15 protein-coding genes, 1 tRNA gene and 1 pseudogene are annotated in these 15,594 nt (G+C 58.5%); 7 read left to right on the top strand and 10 right to left on the bottom strand.

The features are described from left to right. Positions 1-60 precede the first annotated feature (60 nt). A complete protein-coding gene (locus HMPREF3143_RS15670) occupies positions 61-318 on the top strand; it encodes a YjhX family toxin (protein ID WP_008499869.1) in 258 nt (85 codons plus the stop codon). 101 nt (positions 319-419) lie between these two features. Here the strand turns inward: HMPREF3143_RS15670 and HMPREF3143_RS15665 are convergent, their stop codons facing one another. The 5 genes from HMPREF3143_RS15665 to HMPREF3143_RS15645 form a co-directional block, all read right to left on the bottom strand. Continuing rightward, positions 420-1,256, bottom strand: coding sequence for an alpha/beta fold hydrolase (locus HMPREF3143_RS15665; protein ID WP_008499868.1), 837 nt, complete (start codon positions 1,254-1,256; stop codon positions 420-422). A gap of 155 nt (positions 1,257-1,411) precedes the next feature. Further along, positions 1,412-1,630, bottom strand: a complete 219-nt coding sequence (locus tag HMPREF3143_RS15660; protein WP_008499867.1) for an acyl carrier protein — start codon at positions 1,628-1,630, stop codon at positions 1,412-1,414. Between the two features lie 17 nt (positions 1,631-1,647). Beyond that, positions 1,648-3,081: an AMP-binding protein gene (locus HMPREF3143_RS15655; protein WP_008499866.1), complete on the bottom strand. Its 1,434-nt coding sequence runs from the start codon at positions 3,079-3,081 to the stop codon at positions 1,648-1,650. Next, the gene (locus tag HMPREF3143_RS15650) at positions 3,078-4,196 is read right to left on the bottom strand and encodes an MBOAT family O-acyltransferase (protein ID WP_008499865.1); all 1,119 of its coding nucleotides are present in this window, start codon (positions 4,194-4,196) and stop codon (positions 3,078-3,080) included. The genes HMPREF3143_RS15655 and HMPREF3143_RS15650 overlap by 4 nt, the downstream gene beginning before the upstream one ends. Positions 4,197-4,324: 128 nt before the next feature. After that, positions 4,325-5,461, bottom strand: coding sequence for a D-alanyl-lipoteichoic acid biosynthesis protein DltD (locus HMPREF3143_RS15645; protein ID WP_070533603.1), 1,137 nt, complete (start codon positions 5,459-5,461; stop codon positions 4,325-4,327). A gap of 278 nt (positions 5,462-5,739) precedes the next feature. On the opposite strand from HMPREF3143_RS15645, the gene HMPREF3143_RS15640 reads away from it, so the two are divergent. Then, positions 5,740-5,827, top strand: a tRNA-Ser gene (locus tag HMPREF3143_RS15640). Positions 5,828-5,871: 44 nt separating this feature from the next. Here the strand turns inward: HMPREF3143_RS15640 and HMPREF3143_RS15635 are convergent. From HMPREF3143_RS15635 to hpxO, 3 genes are read right to left on the bottom strand one after another with little or no spacing between them, the layout of a single operon-like run. Then, complete coding sequence (locus tag HMPREF3143_RS15635) at positions 5,872-6,807, bottom strand: PDR/VanB family oxidoreductase (protein WP_070533602.1); 936 nt, start codon at positions 6,805-6,807, stop codon at positions 5,872-5,874. Between the two features lie 11 nt (positions 6,808-6,818). Next, positions 6,819-7,853, bottom strand: coding sequence for a molybdenum cofactor-independent xanthine hydroxylase subunit HpxD (gene hpxD, locus HMPREF3143_RS15630; protein WP_063616704.1), 1,035 nt, complete (start codon positions 7,851-7,853; stop codon positions 6,819-6,821). A gap of 17 nt (positions 7,854-7,870) precedes the next feature. Continuing rightward, complete coding sequence (hpxO, locus tag HMPREF3143_RS15625; protein ID WP_070533573.1) at positions 7,871-9,025, bottom strand: FAD-dependent urate hydroxylase HpxO; 1,155 nt, start codon at positions 9,023-9,025, stop codon at positions 7,871-7,873. 239 nt (positions 9,026-9,264) lie between these two features. On the opposite strand from hpxO, the gene uraD reads away from it, so the two are divergent. Next, positions 9,265-9,765 (top strand): 2-oxo-4-hydroxy-4-carboxy-5-ureidoimidazoline decarboxylase, encoded by a 501-nt coding sequence (gene uraD / locus HMPREF3143_RS15620; protein ID WP_070533572.1) that lies wholly within the window; start codon positions 9,265-9,267, stop codon positions 9,763-9,765. Next, positions 9,762-10,085: a hydroxyisourate hydrolase gene (gene uraH, locus HMPREF3143_RS15615; protein ID WP_063616707.1), complete on the top strand. Its 324-nt coding sequence runs from the start codon at positions 9,762-9,764 to the stop codon at positions 10,083-10,085. The genes uraD and uraH overlap by 4 nt, the downstream gene beginning before the upstream one ends. Here uraH and guaD read toward each other — a convergent pair. Both guaD and HMPREF3143_RS15605 read right to left on the bottom strand, forming a co-directional pair. Then, complete coding sequence (gene guaD, locus HMPREF3143_RS15610) at positions 10,065-11,381, bottom strand: guanine deaminase (protein ID WP_045406703.1); 1,317 nt, start codon at positions 11,379-11,381, stop codon at positions 10,065-10,067. The genes uraH and guaD overlap by 21 nt on opposite strands. A 102-nt stretch (positions 11,382-11,483) precedes the next feature. Next, positions 11,484-12,980, bottom strand: a complete 1,497-nt coding sequence (locus HMPREF3143_RS15605) for an NCS1 family nucleobase:cation symporter-1 (protein ID WP_070533571.1) — start codon at positions 12,978-12,980, stop codon at positions 11,484-11,486. Positions 12,981-13,124: 144 nt separating this feature from the next. Between HMPREF3143_RS15605 and HMPREF3143_RS15600 the strand changes: the two genes are divergently transcribed. The 3 genes and pseudogenes from HMPREF3143_RS15600 to puuE all read left to right on the top strand — a co-directional run bounded on the left by HMPREF3143_RS15600 (position 13,125) and on the right by puuE (position 15,528). Continuing rightward, on the top strand, positions 13,125-13,841 hold the full coding sequence (locus HMPREF3143_RS15600; RefSeq protein ID WP_070533569.1) for a GntR family transcriptional regulator: 717 nt from the start codon (positions 13,125-13,127) through the stop codon (positions 13,839-13,841). Then, positions 13,841-14,580, top strand: a pseudogene (locus HMPREF3143_RS15595) (aspartate/glutamate racemase family protein); the annotation flags it as partial. The gene HMPREF3143_RS15600 and the pseudogene HMPREF3143_RS15595, both read left to right, overlap by 1 nt. Before the next feature lie 15 nt (positions 14,581-14,595). Continuing rightward, complete coding sequence (gene puuE / locus HMPREF3143_RS15590) at positions 14,596-15,528, top strand: allantoinase PuuE (RefSeq protein WP_070533564.1); 933 nt, start codon at positions 14,596-14,598, stop codon at positions 15,526-15,528. Positions 15,529-15,594 lie beyond the last annotated feature (66 nt).

Raw genomic sequence — 15,594 nt, 5'->3', positions numbered from 1 at the left:
CGCACGCACCTGCGGGTGTGGGCTCGTTTTTACGCATGATGATTACACAGGTTTTCCAGTATGAATTTATCCCGTCAGGAACAACGTACCTTACACGTTCTCGCCAAAGGTGGACGTATTGTGCACGTCCGCGACAGTTCTGGCCGCGTCACGTCCGTTGAGTGCTACACCCGTGAAGGGCTGGTGCTGAGCGACTGCACGCTGAACGTCTTCAAAAAACTCCGCGCCAAAAAGCTGATCCGATCCGTGAACGGGCAGCCTTACCGCATCAACACCACCGGGCTGAACAACGTTCGCGCCCAGCTGGATAATCGCTAAGCGGAATAAACAACGCCACCCTCGGGTGGCGTTCATGCATTGAGCGGGATATCGTGGCGTAGGCCGGGTAAGCGCAGCGCCACCCGGCAATAAAAGCGGCGTTATGAGCGAATAAAGGCCAGTATGTCCGCGTTGATAGTATCCGCATGGGTGGTATGCATCCCGTGCGGGAAGCCCGGATAAATTTTCAGCACGCTGTTCGCCAGCAGCTTGTCCTGGAGAAGGGCGGCATTTTTATACGGCACAACCTGATCGTCATCGCCCTGCAGCACCAGAACGGGAACGGTGATGGTTTTCAAATCTTCCGTCTGGTCGGTCTCTGAAAACGCCTTAATCCCCTCATAGTGGGCTTTGGCGCTTCCGATCATACCCTGACGCCACCAGTTCTGGATCGTACCCTGCGAAACGTCGGCACCATCGCGATTAAAACCGTAGAAAGGACCGCTGGCAACGTCGAGATAAAACTGGGCGCGGTTAGTCGCCAGCGCTTTGCGGAAGCCGTCGAAAACCTCGATCGGCGTTCCGCCGGGATTCGTCTCCGTTTTGACCATCAGAGGCGGGACGGCGCTGACGAGCACCGCTTTGGCGACGCGCCCCTGTGGTTGTCCATACCGCGCAACATAGCGGGCGACCTGTCCGCCGCCGGTGGAGTGACCGACGTGCACGGCATTGTGCAGATCAAGGCTTTCAACCACGGCTGACGCATCGGCCGCATAATGATCCATATCGTGGCCTTCACTCACCTGGTCCGATCGTCCATGTCCGCGGCGATCGATAGCGATAACGCGATAGCCTTCTGCCAGGAAGAAGAGCATCTGGTTATCCCAGTCATCGGCACTCAACGGCCAGCCGTGGTGGAAGACAATGGGCTGAGCCTCTTTCGGACCCCAGTCTTTGTAGTAAATGTTGACGCCGTCTTTCGTGGTTACGAATGCCATACCGCAGACTCCTCTGTTAAGAACAACACGACCCCTAAAGTGTAGGAGAAATCACAAAAGCGGTTGGTTTAATTCCGGTGAAGGATATTCATTTTGCGTCTGGGCTCTGGCGCGATGCGCCAGAGCCTTCAGGGCAGGATTAACAGCAGGGGCGTTTAGCGGTTTTCTTCAATATAGCGGGCCAGGTCCGCCGGGGTTTTCAGCACCGTCGCCACGTCTGTCGGCGGGATCATGCAGCCGTAAACGTCCTGCACTTCCAGCACCATATCGACCGCCAGGATGGAGTCGAGAATGTCGGATTCAATCAGCTCATCGTGAAAGCCCACCTTACGGGATAACACTTTTTCGAACAGGGCGAGAATTTCTTGTTCCATAATTTTTCCTGGAGTCATTAATTTGTGCGGGCGTAAGCGTCCAGCAGCTTGCGGTCAATTTTGCCGTTAGGATTCAGCGGCAAAGCGTCTTTTACGATAATTTGTGACGGCACCATGTAGTGGGGGACTACCTTCGAGAGCGAGGTTTTGATGGTATCCGGCGCCAGCTCCGTCACGCAGAACGCGGCAATGCGCAGCACGCTGCCGCAGGGTTTCATCAGTGGCATTACCACCGCTTCGTTAATCCCGGACATCGCCAGCAGGCGGTTTTCAATTTCGTTGATTTCAATACGGTAGCCATTCAGTTTGACCTGGCTGTCGTTGCGTCCCTGGCAGTAGATAAGCCCCGCTTCATAGCCCAGATCGCCGGTCCGGTAGCCGCGAAACGCCTCGTTTTCCCGATGAAGTAATTTTTCTGCGTTCTCCTGCGGCAGGCCGAGGTAGCCGCGCATGACGTTTTTACCCCAGATAATCAGCTCGCCCTCGGCGGAAATTTCCATTTTGCTCTCAGGCATCATGACCCCCACCGGCAGCACGGCGCTGTCGCTGTTCATGATCGCATCCGTGATCTCGACCACGGTGGTCGCGATGGTCGCTTCCGTTGGGCCATAGGAGTTGATGATTTTGGCCTGCGGGAAGCGGCGGCGAAGCTGTTTAACCAGCGCTTTATTCAACACTTCACCAATGAAGATAAAGACGTTGAGTTCAGGTAAATACTCGCTGTTGAACTGCGGGGAAAGCAGCTGCTGGTAAGCAAAAGAGGGGGTGGAAACCCAGGCGGAGACGGCGTTGCTTTTCAGTCGCTCCAGCCAGTTCGCTTTCTGAATATCGTCTTTGGCGTTCAGCACGATGTGTCCACCCATCGCCAGATTCGCCAGTAAAGGGATCAGGGAGAGGTCAAAGCTGAACACCGCGTGGTTCATCAGGACCGGTTTTTCCGGCAGCGAAAAGTCCTGGCTGACCCATTTCATGAAGTGCCACACGCTTTCACGCCCAATCTGCACCCCTTTAGGCTTGCCGGTGCTGCCGGAGGTAAACATGATGTAGGCCAGATCCTGCTCCTCCAGCACCTTGCCCGGTTCACCCGTGGCGATGAACTGCCGGGTCGCGACGTCGTAATAGTAAGGGGCGCTGGCCAGGTGGCAGATCTCCCGCAGGCGCTCCTGCGGGTAAATGCAGTCCACCGGAATGTACGGAATGTTGTGCAGCAGGCAGCTATAAATCGCCACGGCGAACTCGGCCTGCTGGTGTCCGTACAAGACGACCGGCGTACCGGCAACAGGCTGGCTACGCTGATAGCGCTGCGCCCAGTCCGTCACGGCAGCGGAAAGCTGCAGCCAGCTTAAGGCTTCGTCGCTGCCGCTGATGGCCATCTGCTGCGGGGAGGCGGGATCGCATAATGCTGCACGCAAGAAATCCTGCAGTTCCTGAAGATCGGAGAGATTTTTCATAGAGGTGACATTCCACTAAAGATGTAAAGGGCGCCCGCGGCGCTTCCCAGCGTCAGAATGCGCCCTAAAAACGCAACAGCCGGATACTGCAACCCGCGGTGCAACGCCGGGCTGCGTTTGGCTGACCACAGCAGCATGTTGTGAGCGACAGAAATGGCGCCAAACAGCGCGCCGCTGATGACGTAATGGCGTTCCAGGCCATTCCATGCCCCCATGCAAAACAGGGTGCAGAAAATACCGATATTTTGCGCCAGCGTTTTGTTCTGACGGAAAAAGTTAAACTTCATCAGGTTCATATAAACGGGCATAAAGACCACATCGCGCAGCCATTCAGACAGGCTAATGTGGAAGCGGCGCCAGAAGTCCTGCGGGTTCTTTGCCAGAAGCGGCATATTGAAGTTTGCCGGAATGTTCAACCCAAACAGGCGGCCCGCACCGATGGCCATATTGCTGTAGCCCGCAAAATCAAAATAGAGGTAGGCGCTGTAGGCTATCGACATCACCACGCCCACGGTCAGCGTAAACGGCTTATGGCTCCAGGGCTGCACGACAAGTGAATCAACCAGCATGGCAAACAGGAACTTCTGGATAATGCCGGTAATGATTTGCTCCAGCGCCACTAAAAACTGTTCGCGGTTAAGGGCAAAGACGGGCTTGCTGACGTCGTTCATCCATGTCCGCCAGCGGTACATTGGGCCTGCCAGAATAATAAAGGGCATAAACAGATAGCAGAAATAGTGCACGAAATTCTGCCCTTCTTTTTTACTGCGATAGAGCAGCACGTCCACCGCGCGGAATGTCATAAAAGAGAGGCCGATCATGCCGAGATGATGATTAAGGTGCAATTTCACCAAAAATAAAGGAAGCAGCGTTAACACAATCGCCTGCCAGGTTTTTAACCATCCTTTTTCTTTTAACGCGGCGACTAGATAAAAACTGATAAAAACGACCGCGGGAACACGGTAATCACCCTGAAAAATATAGCCCCAGCCTAATGCGGCCATGACGGATAATGCCGATAAATACGTCAGGCGATGGCGTAATAGGCGATTGACCAGCGCAAACGCTAGGGCGGATGAAAACAAACAGACAAAAAACATTCCTGAGCTATACATTATTCGGCCTCAGAACTTTTGATATTCAAAATGCAGCTGCATACTCATACTGTCATCGACAGAGGTCCACGCGACGATGGTGATCGCCAGCAGGAGATAAAGGAAAAAAAGACGGATTGCGATTTTCATTATTTAAAGCTCTGTGCAATAAAGCGAATCATAGGAACCCAGGCCAGTTCGGAAGGGTGCAAACGATCCCAGTTCCAGCCATTCTGATAAGGCATGGCGTACATATCTAAATACGGGATCTGGTTCTTTTCCAGAATGGTTTTAATTTGCTTATCCACCGGGCGGAAGGTATCGGTGTTGTAAAGCGCCCAGGGGTTAACCGGGTCGACGATAGCAATCACCTGCACGTGGTGTTCTTTAAGCAGCTGGACGGTTTTACTGAAGGCGGCGATTTGCGCAGGCACGACAGGCGTGTCATCCCACTGCTGCCGCGTACCGTCCTCCTCGTAAATCGTTTTGTCCATCCACAGGGTGGCCGCGCTCTGCTGGCGTTTTTTATTTAACTCGCGGGCATTCGCCAGCTCTTTATCCCAGTCAGGGGCAATGTGGGTGGTCGGCTGTGGCGGCCACGGCTGTTCCGTCCGGGGCGTGATGTGAAGCAGCGCCAGCCAGTCGTTTTTTATCAGGGTGCAGACGTTGGCAAACTGGAAACTCACCTCGTCCCATATCAGATCGGGGTGCCAGCCAAAGACACGCATTTGGCCAAAGGTTAAATGGCTTATTTCTTTACTCTCAATATGTTTTAAATAATTAACCAATATTGGGCGTGCCTGCGGATCCTTCATCAAAGGATTAAAAACAGAACCCGGGAAATTATCGGCATAGATAGCGGGAGGCAGGCCTTTTGAGTAAAAGCTGTCAGGTGCCAGCAGCAAAACAACTTTACTGTTTGCGTTAAGGCTATTTTTAAAACGTGAGAACAGTAAAAACTGCGTTTCGTCATCGACAAACGCATCGCCATACGCCACGACGGGTTTGTGCAATTGCTTATTAAAGTAATTATAGACAGCGTAATGTTCATCTTCTGACGTCGCCACCTCAGACGCACCAATGAAGAATATCGCATTCCCTTCTAAGGCATGAGAAATAGTGGCAATTTTTTCCGCCTGTTCTTTAGGCGTGCCCGCCATTGATTTAATCAGCGGCTGGAAGGTAAGCGGCGGATCGAAGCTCGCCACCAGCGGGTGAATACAAAGAAACGAAATGGCCAGAAACGCCATCAGAAAATGTAAGCAAAGCGTATTTTTGATTTTCATCATCAACCAGTAACACTGCATGGCAGTAATGTCTTAAATCTGCGGAAATTCAGATTAATAACAATTACACAACAAATAGCCGTCTATTTTTGTGGCATTCTATACCAGAGCGATTTAAAAGGATGAGCGTTGCTGTGTTACGGTATGTACAAGGTCGCGGAGAGTGATGTGAAGTCAGCGTTTGGGTGACTTTTTGCGCAGTCAAACGCCCGTGGGGAAAAATCGAAAAATTCCTGCTTTACAAGGCGCTAATAGATGTTTATAGTGCGCCTCACTTTGGAAGCGTGGCCGAGCGGTTGAAGGCACCGGTCTTGAAAACCGGCGACCCGAAAGGGTTCTAGAGTTCGAATCTCTACGCTTCCGCCAAATTCGAAAACCCTGCGATAGCAATATCGCAGGGTTTTTTCGTTTTACAGCCCAATCACCAGCTCCCCGGAATAGCTTCGCGAACAGCACAGCGCCACCTGCTGGTCCGTTGCGCCTTTTTCCGCCTCCGACTGCACGCTATCCCGGTGATCCACCGCACCGTCAATCACCGGCGTCAGGCAGGCGCCGCAGATCCCCATCTCACAGGAAAGCGGGACCGTCACGCCATTTTCCTGCAGCACCTGGGCGATGGTTTTATCCGCAGGCACCGGCCAGCGCTCCCCGGTGGAGGCCAGTTTGACCGTGAAGATCTCCCCGGCTTCACCGCCTGCGGCGGGCGCAACGGGCTGAAACGCCTCGCTGTGAAGATGGGCGTCATCCCATCCCTTTGCCGCCGCCACCTCACGCACTTTTTCCATAAAACCTGCCGGACCACAGACCCAGGCGTGAAGGCCAGATTCGGCTGCGAGGAGATGTGCCGCCAGCGCTGTGCGCGGGCTGGTGGTATGAATGAGGCACCCACCGAGCCGGGAGAGTTCGCGCTCAAACGCCGCGCTTTCCCGGTTTCTGACGTAATAATGCAGCGTGAACGGCGTTCCGGTCGCCTTCAGCTGCAGGGCCATCGCATACAGCGGCGTAATGCCAATTCCCGCCGCCAGGAGCAAAACCCGCTCTGCCTGCTGCAGCGGAAACAGGTTGCGTGGAGCCGATATCATCAGCTTTTGCCCGGGACGCAGCGTCTCGTGAACGTAACGCGACCCGCCGCGCGAGGCGGTTTCACGCCCCACGCAAATAAGATAGCTCTCGTCCCCACATGCTCCGGTCAGGGAATACGGGCGCACCACGCCGCAGGGCAGGTGGACATCAACGTGCGCCCCGGGCTGCCACGCCGGCAGCGCGTCGCCGTTATCAGCCACCAGCCTGACGGCGAGGCTTTTGTCGCCCTCGCGCCACAGCCCGTCAACAATTACGCTCAGCATATTGGCCTCCGTCATACCAGGAAAAACTCGCCAAAGCCCATTTTCTTCAGCCCCCGACGATAGGCAATCGAGCTTTTATCCGCGGGGATATGCGCCTCCAGCGTCAGGTCCAGCGGCAAGCTTTCCGGGCGCTGGGTTTCCACCATCAGGCGATCCTCTTCAAAAATGCGCAGGTTAAAGGCATGCACGTCCTCCACCGGAATATGCAGATCAAAGTTGCGCGCGATGGGCGCGAACATGCGGGTCACCCGTGACGAGACGGGCGAGGCGGCGTTCATGATCACCAGCCGCGATTCACCCGGAAAATGAATCGTCAGGGTGGCGGTGAACGGCAGGTGCATTTCAAAATGGCGCAACCACTGGAACCCTTCTGGCGCCTGCACGGGGGAACTGGCGGGATAGTTGCTCACGGCGCTCCAGTAATCCGCCACGAAGCCGAACGGCGTCTCCTGTGGCTGATAGGCAGGCACAAGCTGATTATTGGGGTCGGCAAAGGTTTCGGTGTGGATCCACGCAAAGTGCGCCACGTCCAGAAAACCCTCTACCTGACGTCCGGCAAAGCCGTTCACCTCAAACGCCGGGCAGTTAATCTGCTGAAATCCGTCGTCATCCCAGTGCGGCATGGTGGGCAGCGGCGCGGGGTTTTCCGGATCATAGGCCAGGCAGGCCCAGATCAGCCCGAACCGCTCTTCGACCGCGTAGTTAATCAGGTTCAGCTTCGCCGGAACGGGCTGGTCGGGGCTGGACGGAATACGGTTGCAGCGTCCGTCCTCCCCAAAGCGTAAGCCATGATAGGGGCAGATAATCCCGTGCTCGTCGTGAAAGCCGAGCGTCAGCGGCACGCCGCGGTGCGGGCAAACGTCACGGGCGACCACGACCTGGTCGTTAATGCGGTAAATCACCAGCTGTTCATCCAGCAGCGTCGCTTTGACCGGCGCCGGACCGACGTCGCAGGCGCGCGCGACCGGATGCCAGCATTTCGCCAGACGCAGCCAGTCCTCTGGCTCAAACGTACAGTGGGCGGGTGGGGTCGGTTCTCTTTTCATCGTTGTCCCTCTTGCGTTCAGCCTAACGGGCCGCCCTGAATGGTCTCGCACAGACCGTTGATGATGCGCTCTCCGGTCTCCTCTTTGAGCTCCTGATACCAGGCCTGCGTCAACGCCATATCTTTGCCGTGGGTGACGTCGCAGCGCTTGCGCGCCTTCAGCACCAGGTCGCGTACGCGGTCGCAGCGCAGCGCCTCGTACTGCCGCAGCGCCAGCGTGATGTTGTGGTTTTCACGCAGGCATTCCCCCAGCACCACGGCATCTTCCATCGCCGCGCAGCCGCCCTGGCCGATATCCGGCGTGGTGCTGTGCCCGGCATCGCCCAGCAGCGCGACGTTGCCGCGCACCAGGCTGTCGAACGGCTCAATGTCGTGGATTTCAATCCGATTGGTCGTTTCAGGATCCAGCGCCGCGATAAGCTTCTGCACCGGCGGTGCCCAGCCGCGGAAGTAGCCCGTGAGATCGGCGCGCAGGGTGGTGCGATCCTCCGCCAGGCCTGCGGGCAGCGGCACGTCAAAAAAGAAATAGAAGCGTCCGCCGGAGACGGGCATCAGCGACACGCGTTTGCCTTCGCCAACGAAGGTGGTCCACTGGTGCGCCGGGGCGATCTCTTCGTCAATCTTCACCAGCCCGTTCCAGTTCACATAGCCCGCGTAGCGGCGCTCCGGGGTGTATCCCAGCACGTACGGGCGAACCGCCGAGTGGCTGCCGTCGGCGGCAATCAGGAAATCGCCGGCGGCGGTGGTGCCATCGGTGAAGGTCACGCTCACGCCCGCGTCGTCTTCATGGACGCCTTCGACGCGCTTGCCGAACTGCACCTTGTCGCGACCCCAGAAGTCCAGCATTTCGCGCTGAAGCTCAGCGCGCGAGACGGGGCAGGGGCGCCCGCCGGTACGCTCAACCAGCGGGGCAAGGCTAAAGCAGGTCAGGGTATCGCCGCGCCGGTAATCCTTGTAGGCCATAAAACGCATCGGCCCGCCCCAGGTCTCGATGATGTCGCCCATGCCGAGGTGCTGCATGCATTTCACGCCGTTAGGCCAGATGGAGATGGCCGCCCCGACGGGCCTGATCTCCTTTACGGCTTCAAACACGGTACAGTCGATGCCCGCTTTCTTCAGCGCGACGGCGGCGCTCAGGCCGCCAATACCCGCGCCAATAACGATTGCTTTCATGCTTCTCTCCTTTTGCAGGGTGTAAAGACAGTCAGCAATTTGCGTACCAGGCTGCAGCATGGCGAAAACGGCGTTGTAAGGGAGACGTTTGCACTGCTAAGGTGCGTAAACGCGGTGAGCGTGCCTTTTTATGAATCAAAAATTTCCTGGTCGACCTTGTGGAATCGACTGTTTCACGCCTGTGCTCAGGGTGGCGTGGTTTGTGCAATAGCCTGGAGAAGGACAATAAAGGAGACACTATGATCGCACTGCACGACTTCAATCATCTTCCCCATGAACAGGCGTTAGCGCTGATTCACCCCTGCGTGGCGCTTCCCTGCTGGGCCGATGCGCTGGTTCACGGGCGGCCTTACGCCAGCCGGGACGAATTGTTCAGTACGGCGAAATCGCTGATGCAAAACTGGGACGAAGCGGCGCTGGCGCAAGCCCTGAGCGCCCATCCGCGCATCGGGGAAAAACCAGCGGGTTCAGCGGCGGAGGCGGCGCTGTCGCGCCAGGAGCAGGGGGCGGTGAATGACCGCGATGCTGCTCTTGCCCGGGCGCTGCGTGAAGGCAACGCCCGCTACGAAGCCCGCTTTGGACGCGTCTTTCTGATCCGCGCGAAGGGCCGCAGCGGCGAGGAGATATTGCAGGCCCTGCACGCGCGGCTGGAGAACAGCGACGCGCAGGAAATCCGTGCTGCGCTGGAACAGCTGCGGGAAATTACGCTGCTGCGCCTGGAAGGAGTCATCCACGAATGAGCACACTCAGCACCCATATTCTCGATATTTCGACGGGCAAGCCCGCGGAGGGCGTGACGGTTCATCTGCAACAGGACGGGAAGACGCTGGCCACGGGCGTGACCAACGCCCAGGGGCGCATCGCCGCGTTCGTTCCCTCTCTGCCCGCGGGCCGCTATCGGCTGGTGGCGGAGATCGGGGCGTGGTTTAGCGATACCGGCCGGAAGACGATCTATCCCTGCGCGCACATTGAGTTTATCACGGGAGAAACGGCAGACGAACACTTCCATCTGCCGTTTGTGATTGCCCCCGGCGGATGGTCAACCTACCGGGGCAGTTGACCACACCCGCTCGCCGTTGACCCAGGTCTCGCTGATGTTGCGCTCGTCGCCGAGGGTCATCAGCACGAAAAGCTGCTCGTAGATATCCTGACAGCGCCGATTGCGCAGGCGCTGCAGCGGCGTGACGTTGGGGTCGATAACCACAAAATCCGCCTCTTTGCCTGCCGCGAAGTTGCCAATCTTGTCATCCAGCCGGAGGGCGTGCGCGCCGCCCAGCGTGGCGTGGTAAAAGGCCTCGCTGGCACGCAGGCGGTAGCTTTGAAGCTGGCCGACCTTGTAGGCTTCCCCCAGGGTGCGCAGCATGCTGAAGGTGGTGCCCGCGCCGACGTCGGTGCCGATGCCCATCCGCACCCTGTGCTGCCAGCAGGCGGGCAGGCGAAACAGCCCGCTGCCGAGAAACAGGTTTGAGGTGGGGCAAAACGCCACCGCCGAGCCGGTGTCATGCAGGCACTGCCACTCGCTGTGGTGCAGATGGATCGCGTGGGCAAACACGCTGCGCTCGCCGGTCAGGCCGTAGTGGTGATACACGTCCAGATAGCGCTCATGCTCCGGCCAGAGATCGCTCACCCAGGCCACTTCGTTGGGGTTTTCGCTCAGGTGGGTCTGCAGCCAGGTATCCGGGAACTCCTCTCTGAGCAGGCTGACCGCCGCAAGCAGCTCGGGTGATGAGGTCGGGGCAAAGCGCGGCGTTATCGCATAACCCAGCCGCCCACGGTGATGCCAGCGCTGAATCAGCGCCCGCGTCTGCCGGTAGCTCTGCTTCGCGTCTTCGCTCAGGTAGTCCGGCGCGTGTCGGTCCATCATCACCTTTCCGGCGATAAGGCGCATATTGAGGCGCAGGGCTTCGGTAAACAGCGCTTCGACCGATTCCGGATGCAGCGTGCAAAACACCAGCGCGGTGGTGGTGCCGTTGCTCACAAGCTGCTGAATGAAAAATTCGGCGATCTCTTTCGCGTAGGCCTCATCGGCAAACTGGCTCTCCACCGGGAAGGTGTAGGTGGTCAGCCACTCCAGCAGCTGTTCGCCAAAGGCGCCGATCATCTCCGTTTGCGGGTAATGGACGTGGGTGTCGACAAAACCGGGCAGCAGCAGCCTGCCGCGCAGGTCGGTATAGCCTTTGTGCGGGTCAAGATACTGCTCGCCCTCCTGCCACGGCATCTGCGCCAGAATTTTTCCGTTCTGGATAAACAGCAGGCCGTCCTCAAGGTAGCGCGCGTGCCGGGCAATGGCGTCTGCGCTGTCGCAGACCCGGGCAATATCAAAAAATGCACCGCGTATCGCAGTCTGGTATTCCATCATGGTTCCTGCCTTCGTGTGTGCGTAGCGGGGTGGGAAAACTCAGCAAGAACGGTGCCAGAATGAACGGGCCGCAGATACGCTGCGGCCAGAGGGGAGGGGTTACTCTTTTTGCGTCGCCACGCGGGAGCCAAACGACGTCGCGCCTGCCGTCTCGCGCTCTTCCCGCGCCAGCCAGCGGTAGGTGACGCCGCCGAGGAAGACGCCGATAAACCAGCTGAAGTTTGCCACCTCATGCAGGGCCGGGATAAAGCTAATGATCAGGCCCACGGCAACGGACGGGATCAGGGCACCAATGGCTTTCGGGTTAAAGCCGTTGCGGTACCAGTATTTGCCCTTTGGCGTGTCGTCGAACAGATCGTCAACCGACACCTTGCCGCGCTTAATCAGGTAGAAATCGGCAATCAGAATGCCGAACAGCGGGCCGATAAACGCCCCGAGCACGTCCAGGGTGTAGTGGATAAGCTCCGGCGAGTTGAACAGGTTCCACGGGGTGAGCAGGATCGAGCCGACGGCGGCAATCATGCCCCCGGTGCGGAAGCTGATTTTCTGCGGCGAGCAGTTAGAGAAATCAAACGCCGGGGAGACGAAGTTCGCGACGATGTTGATCCCGATGGTGGCGGTGATCATCGTCAGCAGGCCAATCGCCACGGCCAGATCGTTGCCCACGCGGCTGACGGTTTCGATCGGATCGGTGATCATGCGGCCAAACAGCGACTGGGTGCCGGAGACAATCACCACGGTGACGATGGAGAACAGCAGGAAGTTAAACGGCAGCCCCCAGCGGTTGCCGCGGCGGATCTCGCCCATGCTTTTGCCGTAGCGGGAGAAGTCGCCAAAGTTGAGCAGCGGGCCGGAGAAGTAGGAGACCACCAGCGCGGTCGCGGTGATCATCTGCCAGGTCTGTTCGCCCGCGCTCAGGGATTTGCTGGCGAGGGTAAAGGAGATCCCGTCAAAACCGGTCTTGTATACAATCCAGCCGGCAAGGGCCAGCATTACCACATAGACCGCCGGACCGGCGATATCAATAAAGCGCTTGATGGCACTCATGCCGTGCCAGAAGACCATCGCCTGCAGGACCCACATAATGGCAAAGCAGATCCAGCCCAGATGCGACAGGCCCAGGAATGCGCCGGTAGTGAGTGAAGAGAGCGATGGCCAGAACTTCAGCGCCACCAGCATCAGGGCGTTGGCGGCGAGATAGGTCTGAATCCCGTACCACGCGAAGGCAATCAGCCCGCGGATCACCGCCGGAATATTGGCCCCGAACACGCCGAACGCCTGACGACTGATCACCGCATAGGGCACGCCCGCCATCTGGCTCGGTTTGGCCACCAGGTTGGCGCACAGCTGCACGATGCAAATCCCCACCAGCAGGCAGAGCAGCACCTGCCAGCTTGCCAGCCCGAGCGTAAAGAAGCTCGCGGCGACCACATAACCCCCCATGCTGTGAACGTCCGACATCCAGAACGAAAAGATGTTGTACCAGCTCCAGTTCTGGTCACGCGTCGGTGCCAGATCCTCATTGCAAAGACGTGGGCTGTAAACCGCACCGGAATCAGCGGCCGTACCTTGCTGCGCGTTTTGACTGTTTGGCATGAAACCTGCTCCTGTGAATGAAAACCCGTTGAGTGGGAGTGCAAACGGTGTTGCAGGATCCAGGCCAAAATAATAAATCTTGTATGCAATATTTTATTTTTATGTATACGATTCGATAACGGAAAGTAAAATTCGGAGTGGTGAATGAACAACATTAACGCCCTGCAGACCGCGCCAGACCTGCATGACAAAGACGAAACCATCTTCCAGGCGCTGATGACCGCGATTGTCGAACACCAGCTGCTGCCGGGGAGCAAATTGCCGGAAGAGGCGCTGGCCGAGGTCTTTGGCGTGAGCCGCACGGGCATCCGCAAGGTGCTTCAACGACTCGCTGCTGTGCAAATGGTCACCCTGACGCCCAAGCGTGGTGCACACGTCGCCAGCCCGACGGTGGAAGAGGCGCGGCACATCTTCCGCACCCGCGCGCTGCTGGAGGTCGCCAACCTGCCGGACGTGCTGGCGCACTGCCAGCCGCCGCATCTTGCTGCGCTCGAGGCCATTATTCGCCAGGAGCTGCAGGCGCACGAGGCCTATGACGGCCCGGCGGCGATTCGCCACTCCGCCAATTTCCACATTCAGCTGCAGGCTATCTCCGGCAACCAGGTGCTCACGGAGATGGTGACCGGCCTGAGCCAGCGTTCTTCGCTGGTGATCGCCACCTGGGGCGCGCCGTGGCGTCAGGGCTGCCGCTGCAACGATCATGAACAGCTGGTGGATCTGCTGCGCCAGAAGGCGCTTGAGCCACTAAGCAATGCCCTCATGCACCATTTTGAACATATCGTCGCCAGCCTCTGCTTCGAGCGGGCGGGCGAGTGCCTGCCTGATTTTGCCCGGCTGTTTGCCGGCCACAAGGAGTCGTAATGTCTGTCTGTATACAAGTGATCAACCCCAACACCAGCCTCGCCATGACGGAAACCATCGGCGCGGCGGCCCGCGCGGTGGCGGCGCCGGGGACGGAGATCCTCGCGGTCTGCCCGAGCGCGGGCGTGCCGTCCATAGAAGGCCACTTCGATGAGGCCATCGCCGCCGTGGGCGTTCTTGAACAGGTCAAGCTCGGAAGAGAGCAGGGCGTGCACGGTCACGTCATCGCCTGCTTTGGCGATCCGGGCCTGCTGGCGGCGCGCGAGCTGGCGCAGGGGCCGGTGGTGGGCATTGCGGAAGCCGCCATGCATATGGCGACGCTGGTCGCGACGCGCTTTTCGGTGGTCACCACGCTGCCGCGCACGCTGATCATTGCCCGTCATCTGCTGCACCAGTATGGCTTTCAGGACCACTGCGCGGCGCTGCACGCTATCGATCTCCCGGTGCTGGCGCTGGAAGACGGCAGCGGTCTGGCGCAGGAGAAGGTGCGCGCGCGCTGTATACAGGCGCTGCAAGAGGATGGCTGCGGCGCCATCGTGCTGGGCTGCGGCGGCATGGCGACCCTGGCGCAGGAGCTGACCCGCGAACTGCGCGTGCCGGTGATCGACGGCGTCAGCGCGGCGGTAAAGATGGTGGAGTCGCTGGTGGCGCTGGGGCTGTCGACCAGCAAGCACGGCGATCTGGCGTTCCCGGAGAACAAAGCGTTCAGCGGACAATTTCAGGCATTGAATCCATTTTAAATTTTGGGGGTGGCATGGGGCTTTTCGAACAGGATTATCCGCGGGATCTGCGCGGCTACGCGGGTAACCCGCCGCACGCGCGGTGGCTGAATCAGGCACGCATCGCCGTGCAGTTTGTGCTCAACTATGAGGAAGGGGCGGAAAACCACGTTCTGCACGGCGATGCCGGATCCGAGCAGTTCCTGTCGGACATCATCGGCGCGGCCAGCTACCCGGACAAACACATGTCGATGGACTCCCTCTACGAATACGGCAGCCGCGCCGGGTTCTGGCGGATCCACAATGAATTTCAGAAACGCGGCCTGCCGCTGACGGTCTTTGGCGTGGCGATGGCGCTGGCGCGTCACCCGGAGATTGTTGAGGCGATCAAAGCGGCGGATTACGACGTGGTCAGCCACGGCTGGCGCTGGATCCACTATCAGAATATGGACATCAGCCAGGAGCGCGAACATCTGCACAAGGCGGTGCACGTTCTGACCGACCTGTTCGGCAAGCCGCCAACGGGCTGGTACACCGGGCGCGACAGCCCCAACACGCGTCAGCTGGTGGTGGAGCATGGCGGCTTCGACTACGACAGCGACTACTACGGCGACGACTTACCCTTCTGGACGGAAGTGGCCTGCAGCGACGGCTCCCGCAAGCCGCACCTGATCGTGCCGTATACGCTGGATGCGAACGACATGCGCTTTGCGACCGCGCAGGGATTTAACACCGCCGAGCAGTTTTATACGTATCTGAAGGACAGTTTTGACGTGCTGTACGAAGAGGGGGAAAGCGCGCCGAAGATGATGTCCATCGGCATGCACTGCCGCCTGCTGGGGCGACCGGGGCGTTTTCGCGCGCTGCAGCGGTTCCTGGATTATGTGCAGCAGCACGAGCGGGTATGGGTCTGTACCCGCCAGCAGATTGCTGACCACTGGCGGGACGTACATCCGTTTCAGAAATAATTGAGCCGTGTTGTGCCGGGTGGCGGCTGCGCCTTACCCGGCCTACAGAGCCCACATGGCATACGG

The sequence above is a fragment of the Enterobacter sp. HMSC16D10 genome (assembly GCF_001807145.1).
In the GTDB taxonomy this organism is placed as follows: domain Bacteria; phylum Pseudomonadota; class Gammaproteobacteria; order Enterobacterales; family Enterobacteriaceae; genus Enterobacter; species Enterobacter roggenkampii.
Note: the sequence above shows the minus strand (reverse complement) of the source record. Positions and strands in the feature narration are given on the sequence as shown.

What these genes read in the sequence shown, in the direction of transcription:
- HMPREF3143_RS15600 (WP_070533569.1), top strand. Translation starts at nt 13,125, where the DNA reads ATGAACAACATTAACGCCCTGCAGACCGCGCCAGACCTGCATGACAAA.
- hpxD (WP_063616704.1), bottom strand. Translation starts at nt 7,853, where the DNA reads ATGAAAAGAGAACCGACCCCACCCGCCCACTGTACGTTTGAGCCAGAG.
- HMPREF3143_RS15660 (WP_008499867.1), bottom strand. Translation starts at nt 1,630, where the DNA reads ATGGAACAAGAAATTCTCGCCCTGTTCGAAAAAGTGTTATCCCGTAAG.
- HMPREF3143_RS15650 (WP_008499865.1), bottom strand. Translation starts at nt 4,196, where the DNA reads ATGTATAGCTCAGGAATGTTTTTTGTCTGTTTGTTTTCATCCGCCCTA.
- hpxO (WP_070533573.1), bottom strand. Translation starts at nt 9,025, where the DNA reads ATGAAAGCAATCGTTATTGGCGCGGGTATTGGCGGCCTGAGCGCCGCC.
- HMPREF3143_RS15605 (WP_070533571.1), bottom strand. Translation starts at nt 12,980, where the DNA reads ATGCCAAACAGTCAAAACGCGCAGCAAGGTACGGCCGCTGATTCCGGT.
- HMPREF3143_RS15655 (WP_008499866.1), bottom strand. Translation starts at nt 3,081, where the DNA reads ATGAAAAATCTCTCCGATCTTCAGGAACTGCAGGATTTCTTGCGTGCA.
- uraD (WP_070533572.1), top strand. Translation starts at nt 9,265, where the DNA reads ATGATCGCACTGCACGACTTCAATCATCTTCCCCATGAACAGGCGTTA.
- HMPREF3143_RS15635 (WP_070533602.1), bottom strand. Translation starts at nt 6,807, where the DNA reads ATGCTGAGCGTAATTGTTGACGGGCTGTGGCGCGAGGGCGACAAAAGC.
- uraH (WP_063616707.1), top strand. Translation starts at nt 9,762, where the DNA reads ATGAGCACACTCAGCACCCATATTCTCGATATTTCGACGGGCAAGCCC.
- HMPREF3143_RS15645 (WP_070533603.1), bottom strand. Translation starts at nt 5,461, where the DNA reads ATGAAAATCAAAAATACGCTTTGCTTACATTTTCTGATGGCGTTTCTG.
- HMPREF3143_RS15665 (WP_008499868.1), bottom strand. Translation starts at nt 1,256, where the DNA reads ATGGCATTCGTAACCACGAAAGACGGCGTCAACATTTACTACAAAGAC.
- HMPREF3143_RS15670 (WP_008499869.1), top strand. Translation starts at nt 61, where the DNA reads ATGAATTTATCCCGTCAGGAACAACGTACCTTACACGTTCTCGCCAAA.
- guaD (WP_045406703.1), bottom strand. Translation starts at nt 11,381, where the DNA reads ATGGAATACCAGACTGCGATACGCGGTGCATTTTTTGATATTGCCCGG.
- puuE (WP_070533564.1), top strand. Translation starts at nt 14,596, where the DNA reads ATGGGGCTTTTCGAACAGGATTATCCGCGGGATCTGCGCGGCTACGCG.